This window comes from Corynebacterium sp. NML 120412, from assembly GCF_002285155.1.
Classification (GTDB): domain Bacteria; phylum Actinomycetota; class Actinomycetes; order Mycobacteriales; family Mycobacteriaceae; genus Corynebacterium; species Corynebacterium gottingense.
The window spans coordinates 263,022-272,043 of record NZ_NSGL01000001.1; the positions used below are offsets into that span (position 1 = coordinate 263,022).

Below are 9,022 nucleotides of genomic sequence, written 5' to 3' on the forward strand. Positions count from 1 at the left end.
TGGAAGTCGTCACCAACGCAGCACCCGCGGACGCGCACGCCGCCGAGGAGACGAACAGGTTGGGCAGCTCCTTGTGCGCGTCCTGCCACATGGGCACGGACGTATTGCCAAACAGCACCGCGGTGTAGACAGCCAGCGGCGCGCCCATCAGCCCGGAGGCAACGCCGGCTGGGGTGGCCAGCGCGTGCAGAAGCTTCCGTGTCGGCCCAGGTAGCGGGGCCCGCTCGCCGGTGAGCGCGTCCGCCTCCGCCGCCGCGGCGACCATCGCGCCGCCGGAAAAGGCCCCGAGGATCCAGGACCCCACCGACATCGGCGAGGACAGCTTGAACACGCGGAACATGTTGAGCAGGCGCTCGGGGCGCCCGAGGTCGATGACCAGGCAGCCGGACCCCACCGCCGCGGCAACCGCCGCGGTCAGGCGCGTGTTGCGCTGCAGCTCCCTGTTGCCGGTCGCGCCGGCACCCACGGCCAGCAGCGAGGACCCGCCCGCCATGCCGCCCAGGAATAGGTAGACGCCGATCGGCCATTCCCACGGCGGGAATTTCACAATCGGCCGCCCGTAGTAGGAGTCGTACTGCTCAAAGTCCGCGCGCGGCACCATGAGCTCCTCGCCGCGCCGCCGCTTCTTGCCGCCGTAGCGGGTCGAGCCGCCCCGTCGCTTCGGTCCGCGCGGCGGCTCCGGTGGGCGGAAGGAATCGAACTCTGCCATCTACTTTCCTCCGATCACGAATGCCGCCGCGGCGGCGCCGACGAGCCCCGCGGCCGCGACGACGGCCCGCTTGGCCATCTCGGGCAGGTTTGCGGTGGGCACCTCGGGGTCCGGCGGCAGGCCGTAGACCTCGGGGGCGTCGAGAAGCAGGAAGATCGAACCGGTGCCGCCGACGCCATCGTCGCTGTTGGCGCCGTAGAGGCGTGCCTCGGTCATGCCCTGGGCGTGCAGCTCGGCCACGCGCGCCTTCGCGGCGGCGAGCATCTCGGTGTAGGTGCCGTACTGGATGGAGTTGGTCGGGCACGTCTTCGCGCACGCCGGGCCCTCGCCGACCTGCTGGCGGTCGAAGCACATCGTGCACTTCTGCGCCACGCCGACGTTCTTGATTGGCGCGACCTCGCCGACCGTGAAGTCCTCCCCCACCTTCGCGCGCTCGTTGCGCTTTTGCACCCCGCCGTCGGCGCGCCGCTCGATCACGCCGAACGGGCAGCCGGCCACGCACGTTCCGCAGCCGTTGCACACGTCGTCCTGCACCACCACCGTGCCGTGCTCGGTGCGGAACAGCGCGCCCGTCGGGCACACATCCAGGCAGCCCGCGTTGGTGCAGTGCTTGCACACGTCCGACGACATCAGCCAGCGGAAGTCCGGGGTGTCCGGCAGCTGGGGCTCATGCTTATCGACGCCACTGTCACCCTCCCCCGATGCACCCGGCATCCCCGGCATCCCGAGTGTGACCAGCTTCTTGCCTTCCTCGCGGGCCTGCTGGATCTGCTCTTCGCTCTGCTCAATGAACGCCACGTGGCGCCACGTGTTCGCCCCGAGGGAGCCGGTGTTGTCGTACGACATGCCCGACATGGCGTAGTCGCCGTCCTGCGGGTTGCGGTTCCACTCCTTGCAGGCCACCTCGCAGGCCTTGCAGCCGATGCAGATTGAGGTGTCGGTGAAAAACGCCTTGCGCTGCTCACCGTCGTAGCCCACATTGGAGGGCGATTCTGTGATCCGGTTTTTCGTCTGCAACTGGTCTTAGCCCTCCTGGTTCGACATGTTGTGCTTCGTGGGGTCGTCCTTGGCTGCCGAGGCGTCGCCTTGTCCCTGGCGGACGGCGGCCTGCGACGTGGCGCCGTGAAGCACTGTGCCCGTGTTCTCGTCCAGGCCGGCGCGCTGCTGGTACTCGCGCACCAACTCGACGCGCGCGGCACCGCGGGGCCGGCGGCCGGGGCGGATGTCCACGGCCGAGACCTTGGAGGCCTGGATGTTCACGTTCGGGTCCAGCATGATGCCCAGCAGGTCGTTCGGCCCGTCGCCAGCCACCTCAGCGTAGTTGCCGCGGCCGTAGTGGAACGGCATGCCGATCTGCTCAAACGCGCGGTCGCCGACGGTGAGCGTCTTGATGCGGTCGGTGACCAGGACGCGCGCCTCGATGGCGTTACGCGGCGAGATGATCGTCGCCCACTCGCCGTTGCTCAGCCCGACGCGCTCCGCCAGCTCCGGCGAGACCTCGCAGAACAGCTCCGGCTGCAGCTCCGCCAAAAACGGCAGCGTGCGCGTCATCGCGCCGGAGGTGTACATCTCGGTCAACCGGTAGGTGTTGAGCATGTACGGGTAGACGTCCGTGCCCGGCTCGCCGTAGTTCGGCGCCGACAGGTTGTGCTCCCCGCGCATCACGATGCGCGACGGCGACTGCTGCTGGCCGTAGAGCACGTTGGGGAACGGCGACTCCTGCGGCTCGTAGTGCGTGGGCATCGGGCCGTCCACCATGCCGGTGGGCGCGAAGAGCCACGCGCGGCCGTCGTCTTGCATGATGAAGGCGTCGTTGCCCGCGATAGCGGCGGGCCCCACGGCGTCGCGCTCCGGCTTGTAACCGGGGGCGCGATCCACGGGGAAGTCCACGATGTCCTTGGAGACCCACCGCTCCTCGTCTTCGTTCCACCAGGCGAGGCGCTTGCGCTCGGACCAGGGCTTACCGTCCTCGTCCGCCGAGGCGCGGTTGTACAGCACGCGGCGGTTCATCGGCCACGCCCAGCCCCAGTCCAGGGCCATCTCGTCCTGCTCCTGGCCGGGGCGCTTCTTCGCCGAACGGTTCACGTCGCCGGCGAACACGCCGCAGTAGATCCAGCAGCCGGACGCCGTCGAGCCGTCCGCCTTGAGGTCTGCGAATTTGTCCACCATCTGGCCCTTGCGCGGGCCGTCGATGTAGTAGCCGTTGATCTCGCGCAGCACGGACTCGGGATCGATCTCGCCCTCGGCATCCGTCTCGTAGTCCCACGTGATCAGCTGCAGCGGGATGTCGCGCGGGTCCGTCGAGTCCTTCACGCGCTCCTTGATGCGTTGCCCCAGCTCGTAGAAGAACTGCAGGTCACTGTCCGCATCCCCCGGCGCGTCCTTGGCCTTGAAGCGCCACTGCAGGAGGCGCTGGGTCTGGGTAAACGTGCCCGCCTTCTCCACGTGGTTTGCCGCCGGGAAGAGGAACACCTCCGTGTCGACCTCCTCGGTGACCAGCTCGCCGGACTTGATCTCGGGCGAGTCCTTCCAAAACGTCGCGGTCTCAATCTCCTGGAAGTCGCGCACGACCATCCACTTGAGCTTGGACATGGCCAGTCGCTGCATCCGCCCGTTCGACTGCGCAACGGCGGGGTTCTGGCCGAAGACGAAGTAGCCGTCGATAAGCCCCTGGTCCATGAGCTGCAGGGTGTGGTAGGTGGAGTGCGCGCCCGTCAAGCGCGGCATGAGGTCCATGCCCCAGTTGTTGTCCTCGGTGGCGGCATCGCCCCAGTAGGCCTTCATCAGCGAGACCGCGTAGTTCTCGCCTTGCTGCCAGAAGCCCTTCTGGTCGCGCTTGGACACGGCGTCGAGGTACTGGTCCCACGTCTGCACCGTGGACTGCGGCATGGGCAGGTAGCCGGGCAGTAGGTGGAACAGCGTGGGCACGTCCGTGGAACCCTGGATGGAGGCGTGCCCGCGCAGCGCCATGATGCCGGATCCGGGGCGGCCCACGTTGCCCATGAGCAGCTGCAGGATCGCGCAGGTGCGGATGAACTGCGCGCCCATGGTGTGCTGGGTCCAGCCGAGTGCGTACGCGAAGCAGGTGGTGCGCTCGCGCCCGGAGTTTTCCACGATGGAGTCCGCCAGGTAGAAGAAGTCCTCCTGCGAGATACCGCAGGCCTGCTCCACCACCTCGGGCGTGTAGCGCGAGTAGTGGCGCTTGAGAATCTGGAAGACCGTGTTGGGGTCCTCCAGCGTCGGGTCCGTCTTATTGTCCCACGACACCTTCGCATCCCACGCCTTCTGCGGCTGCCACGTCGCGTTGTCGTAGGCACCGGTCTCCGGGTCGTACCCGGAGAACAGCCCGTCGAGGTCCTCGGTGTCCTGGAATTCCTCGCTGATCAGCGTCGAGGCGTTCGTGAACGCGGTGACGTAGTCGCGGAAGAACAGGTCGTTCTGCAGCACGTAGTTGATCACCGCGCCGAGCAGCACGACGTCCGAGCCGCCGCGGATGGGCACGTGCTTGTGAGCGATTGCCGACGTCCGCGTAAACCGCGGATCAACGTGAATGATCCTGGCGCCGCGCGCCTTCGCCTCAATGACCCACTGGAACCCGACCGGGTGTGCCTCGGCCATGTTCGAGCCTTGGATCACAATGCAGTCCGCATTGGCCATGTCCTGCAGCGGCTGGGTTGCGCCGCCGCGTCCAAACGAGGATCCCAAACTGGGAACCGTGGACGAGTGTCATATGCGGGCCTGGTTCTCAATCTGCACCGCGCCAGAGGCGGTCCAGAGCTTTTTGATCAGGTAGTTTTCCTCGTTATCCATGGCCGCGCCGCCGAGCCCGGCGATGCCCATGGTGCGGCGCAGCGGCCGCCCTTCCTCGTCAAAATCCTGCCACCCGTTCTTGCGCGCCTCCATAAAGCGGTCGGTGACCATGTCCAGCGCGGTGTCGCGGTCCAGCGTCTGCCATTCCGTGGCACCGGGGGCGCGGTAGAGAATCTCGGTGAGGCGCCCCGGCGCGTTCACCAGCTGCTCGGAGGCAGCACCCTTGGGGCAGAGACGCCCGCGGGAGTGCGGCGAATCCGGGTCGCCCTCGATCTGGATGACTTTCTCATCCTTGACGTACACGCGCTGACCACAGCCGACGGCGCAGTACGGGCACACGCTCTTGACCACCCGGTCCGCATCTTCAATGCGGCCCTTCAGGTCTTTGCTTTTCGACGATTCCGTATTCGCTCCACGAGCGAAAAGGTCACCGTCCCGCACCTGGCGCACCACCGGCCAGTTCAAGGGGCTGAAACGAGACATGCCCTTCAGACTAGCCAAGTTCCGCGCCTTCGACGAGTTTCACACCCGATACACAGACACGTGGTACCCCCGTTTCACAATGCCCCTACGCAATCGCAGCTGCTTTGATACATTCATTGTGCTTCTTATAAGTGCCCTTACTCACCCCCAAGTTTGAACAGAGACAGCATGCACTCCTCTTCCCGCCGCCGCGCACTGCTGTGCGCCGCCGTCGCAAGTTCCATCGCCCTCTCCTCAGTCGCCGCCCCGCAGGCAGCCCAGGCGCAGAAGATTCAGCTTGAAGGCCCGGCTGACTTCCTGGATACCCTGGACAATGCAGAGGAGACGAGCGATGCGATCAGCTCCGACCCTGAATCCGCGGCGGAACTGCACGTCGAGAACTTTGCCGGCCAGGCGGCCGTAAAAGCCTCCCGCCCGGTGGCGATGCCAAACGGCACAACTGTCCAGGTCAAGGGCGACATCCTCGGCCCCTGGACGGAGGGTATCGGGATGGGCGCGACCGACCTCGGCGTGATGGCGCCGCTGGATGACCGCGAGTACGCGATGGTCTTCGGCGATTCCTTCACCGGCAAGGCGTTTGGCAAGGGCACCTGGATGAGCCCCACCGGCGTCATCGCCGAAACCGACAGCGACGGCTTCGTTACTGTTCAGCGGCCGATGAACAGCGGTAGCAAGGTGGAAAAGCTGATCAGCTACTACCAGGAGGGCAACCTCACGCTCATCCCGTCGGACATCATCAATATCGACGGCACGCTGTACATGCAGGCGATGTGGAACAACGGCATCGGCAACGTGAGCAACACCCAGATCTGGAAGTCCACGTCCCGCGGCCGCGAGTGGACGTCGATCGGCTACACCGGCAACAGTTACATGGGCGGCATGGGCGACCTGATCAGCTGGGAGGAGGGCGACGACGGCTACATCTACGCCGTCTCCTCCTCCTTCAAGCGCGCCGACCCGGTCTACCTGTCCCGCTTCAAGCTCGAGGACATCGACGATCGCACGAAGTGGGAGCTCTACGACCCGGACACGGACAACTGGACCGATGAGGCCGCCCCGATCCTGTCCAAGAACGTCCAGGCCGGTGAGATGAACCTGCGCTACATCCAGGGGTACTGGGTGCTGGTGATGTTCAATGACGCGACCGACGCGATCGAGGTGCGCATCTCGGACACGCTGGAGCGCGACTGGAACGACGTGCCGGTCTCCACCATTGCCAAGGCGGGAAGCTGGAGCGACAAGCAGTCCCCCACCAACTGGTCGCAGCCCTACGGCGGCTACATCGTTCCGGGCTCCACCATCGACAACTTGGACGTCGTCGTCTCGCAGTGGAACACCGGCACCAACAAGCGCTACATGTCCACGCAGTTCAACGTGCGCGGGCTGGACACGTTCTACGGCATCGACTCGAGCAAGCTGCCGCCGCTGCGCGAGGTAGTCCCGGCAAAGGACGAGCCGACTGGCCGCGGTAATGGTGGCGGCGGTGGCGCGTCCTTGAGCGCCAACATGGATGAAGAGACGGAGCGCATCGTCACCATCGTCGGCGTGCTTGCCGGCATCGCCGCGCTCGCCGCGATGTCCTTCCCGTACTGGCGCGGGGCGCTCCCGCCGCAGCTGCGCGAGTTCCTGCACATCTAACTGCGCCGGGCGACGCGCCCCGGTTTACTCGCCGTAGATGACCTTGCCCTGAGAGGCCGTGGTGGCGGGCTGGGGCGCGGCCGGGGTCTCCTCCTCCGGGAGGAACTCCTGCTTGGCGTGGCTGGCAGCCTCCTCCAGGAACTTCGCGGAGGGGGCGAAGAAGTTCACGCCGGTGAGCGCCTCGGAGAAGTCCAGGATGCGGTCGTAGTTGCCTTCCGGCTCGCCGATGAACATGCGGCGCAGCATGAGCTCGGTGATGCGCACGTCCTTGGCGTAGCTCATGAAGTAGGTGCCCTGGTTGCCCATGGCGTCGCCGAAGCTCAGGTTGTTGCGCACGATCTCTAGCGACTCGCCCTTTTCGTCCTTCACGGAGTTCAGCGCCACGTGGGAGTTGGCGGGCTTGACATCTTCGCCCATCTCCACGTCCGAGTGCTTGGTGCGACCGATGACCTTCTCCTGCTCCTCTACCGGCAGGTCGTTCCACGCCTTGAGGTTGTGGATGTACTTCTGCGCCACAATGTAGGAACCGCCGGCCCAGTCGCCGTCCTTGATCAGCGCGGTTTCCACGCCGGCCTGCCCGCGCGGGGACTCGGTGCCGTCGACAAAACCGAGCGGGTCACGGAAGTCCTGGTACTGGAACGCGTGGACCTCGTCGTACTCGGCCACCGCGCCCTCCAACTGCGCGTTGATACGCCGGGCGAGCTCGAACGCGACGTCGTACTCGTCGGCGCGAATGTGGAAGAAAAGGTCGCCGGGGGTGGACGGCGCGTGGTGCTTCGCCCCCTGCAGCTCGCGGAAGGGGTGCAGGCCCTCCGGCTTCGGGGTGGTGAACAGGCGGTCCCACAGGTTCGCGCCGATGCCCACCACGGCGCTCAGCTGTGCCTCGGGCCAGCGGAACCCAACGCCGTTGACCAGGCCCTTCAGGCCGGTGATGACCTCGAGCGCCTGCTTCTCGGTGCCCTCGTTGAGCGTGACGGTGAGGAAGATCGCGTCCTTGGACTGGGGAAGGATGACAGTTTGCGAAACGTCTGCTGAGTACTTTTCGTTCATGGCCCCTACCCTACGCGGTGGGTGCCTACCACTGCGGAGCGTCCAGATCCACGCCCGCGGCCTCGGCGTGCGTGGTGATGAGCTCGAGAAGGTAGTCCTGGGCTCCGTCGAATGGCTTGTGGAAGCGCTCGTCGCCGACGTACATGCGGGCGAGGATCAGCTGGCGCGCCGGGGTGACCTCGTACCACTGCGCGATCGAGTCGCGGTGTTTCGCCACAATGCGTTCTGCCTCCTCCGAGCCAGGTTCGACGCCTGCGTCGCGGGCGGCGACCAGCTCGGCGGCCAGCTCCTCTTGCTCGCGCTTGAGCTGTTCCGCCTTCGATGCATCCATGCGGGCCAGCGCGTCCTGGGACTGCTGCCACTCCGCGGTGTCGCCCCAGCGCTGCTGCGCCTCCTCCTGGTGGGCGGCGAACTCCTCGCCGAAATAGTGCTTCATGTCAGACATGCTGAGCGTTCCTTTCTTGTGTTTGCGGATCAATGTCTCGACCGCGTCCAGCTGCGCCTCGAGGGAGTCGCGCTGGTGCACCAGGGCCTCGCGGTGGGCGCTAAGGGCGCGTGCGAGGTGGGACGGGGAGGCGTCGAGAAGCGCTGCGACCTGTGCGAGTGGGACCCCGATTCCCTGGTAGAGGGCAATCGCGGCGCCCCGCTCGAGGTCGGATGCGTGGTATAGGCGGTAGCCGGTGCTGGTGCGCTCCGGCTGTATGAGTCCGAGCGCCTCCCAGTGGCGCAGAGCTTTCGGCGTGACGCCGAGGATCTCGGCGGCCTCTCCGATGGTGGTTGCGGTCATGGTGATCAGTGAACAGGTTGCCGTAGGGACAAGGTCAAGCGGACGGGCGCGGCACCCAGACCCAGCCCTCTTCCGCGACGAGTTCCGCCTGGTCAGACGGCGGTGCTATGCATCGTCCGGCACGCACCTCTCGCGCGACGAGCGCGGCAATGACCGCGTCGAGGCAGTCCGCATTATCGGTGACACCCGCCTCCCGCCCAGCCCAATCCAGCTCGAAGCGCTCGGTGAGTCCCGCCGCGATCTCCTCGCGGGCACCGCGCCCCGCGGCGTCCGCTCCCTTGTACCCGCGGTGGCGCAGCCCCCACTGCGACAGCGCAGCCGCGGCATCGACCCTGTGCATGCTGCACATCTAGATGTGTATCAGGGACAGGGGCGGCACCTGGGCGATGTCTGGTCCGCCACCACCAGGCCGGAGGACGCCGTGCGGCGCTTTGTCGACGCCTTCCCGCACGCCCCCTTCCACCCCCCCCCCCGTCATGTGCACGCCCGAGGCCTCCTTCACGCGCGCCGCCCCGCCCACCGAGGTGCAGCGCGAGGTGGACAAG

At 66.5% G+C, this 9,022-nt stretch carries 7 protein-coding genes and 1 pseudogene; 1 reads left to right on the forward strand and 7 read right to left on the reverse strand.

Features of this window, described 5'->3' with window-relative positions:
- Window positions 1–16: 16 nt before the first annotated feature.
- The 3 genes and pseudogenes from nrfD to fdnG form a co-directional block, all read right to left on the reverse strand.
- Window positions 17–709, reverse strand: a pseudogene (gene nrfD / locus CKJ84_RS12405) (NrfD/PsrC family molybdoenzyme membrane anchor subunit); the annotation flags it as partial.
- Window positions 710–1,687 carry a 4Fe-4S dicluster domain-containing protein gene (locus tag CKJ84_RS01095; RefSeq protein WP_233125434.1) on the reverse strand — a complete coding sequence of 326 codons (978 nt, stop codon included), beginning with the start codon at window positions 1,685–1,687 and terminating at the stop codon, window positions 710–712.
- 45 nt (window positions 1,688–1,732) lie between these two features.
- On the reverse strand, window positions 1,733–5,002 hold the full coding sequence (fdnG, locus tag CKJ84_RS01100; protein ID WP_198949225.1) for a formate dehydrogenase-N subunit alpha: 3,270 nt from the start codon (window positions 5,000–5,002) through the stop codon (window positions 1,733–1,735).
- A 168-nt stretch (window positions 5,003–5,170) separates the two neighbouring features.
- Here fdnG and CKJ84_RS01110 point away from each other — a divergent pair, with 168 nt between their 5' ends.
- Complete coding sequence (locus tag CKJ84_RS01110) at window positions 5,171–6,640, forward strand: DUF4185 domain-containing protein (RefSeq protein WP_233125435.1); 1,470 nt, start codon at window positions 5,171–5,173, stop codon at window positions 6,638–6,640.
- A gap of 24 nt (window positions 6,641–6,664) precedes the next feature.
- On the opposite strand, the gene CKJ84_RS01115 is transcribed toward CKJ84_RS01110, so the two are convergent.
- From CKJ84_RS01115 to CKJ84_RS12410, 4 genes are all read right to left on the reverse strand, one after another.
- Window positions 6,665–7,690 carry a Dyp-type peroxidase gene (locus CKJ84_RS01115; protein WP_095545683.1) on the reverse strand — a complete coding sequence of 342 codons (1,026 nt, stop codon included), beginning with the start codon at window positions 7,688–7,690 and terminating at the stop codon, window positions 6,665–6,667.
- A gap of 25 nt (window positions 7,691–7,715) precedes the next feature.
- Window positions 7,716–8,477: a MerR family transcriptional regulator gene (locus CKJ84_RS01120; RefSeq protein WP_095545684.1), complete on the reverse strand. Its 762-nt coding sequence runs from the start codon at window positions 8,475–8,477 to the stop codon at window positions 7,716–7,718.
- Between the two features lie 34 nt (window positions 8,478–8,511).
- Complete coding sequence (locus CKJ84_RS01125) at window positions 8,512–8,817, reverse strand: DUF429 domain-containing protein (RefSeq protein ID WP_158221658.1); 306 nt, start codon at window positions 8,815–8,817, stop codon at window positions 8,512–8,514.
- Window positions 8,818–8,826: 9 nt separating this feature from the next.
- On the reverse strand, window positions 8,827–9,022 hold a 196-nt coding region (locus tag CKJ84_RS12410), incomplete at its 5' end, for a hypothetical protein (protein WP_233125436.1).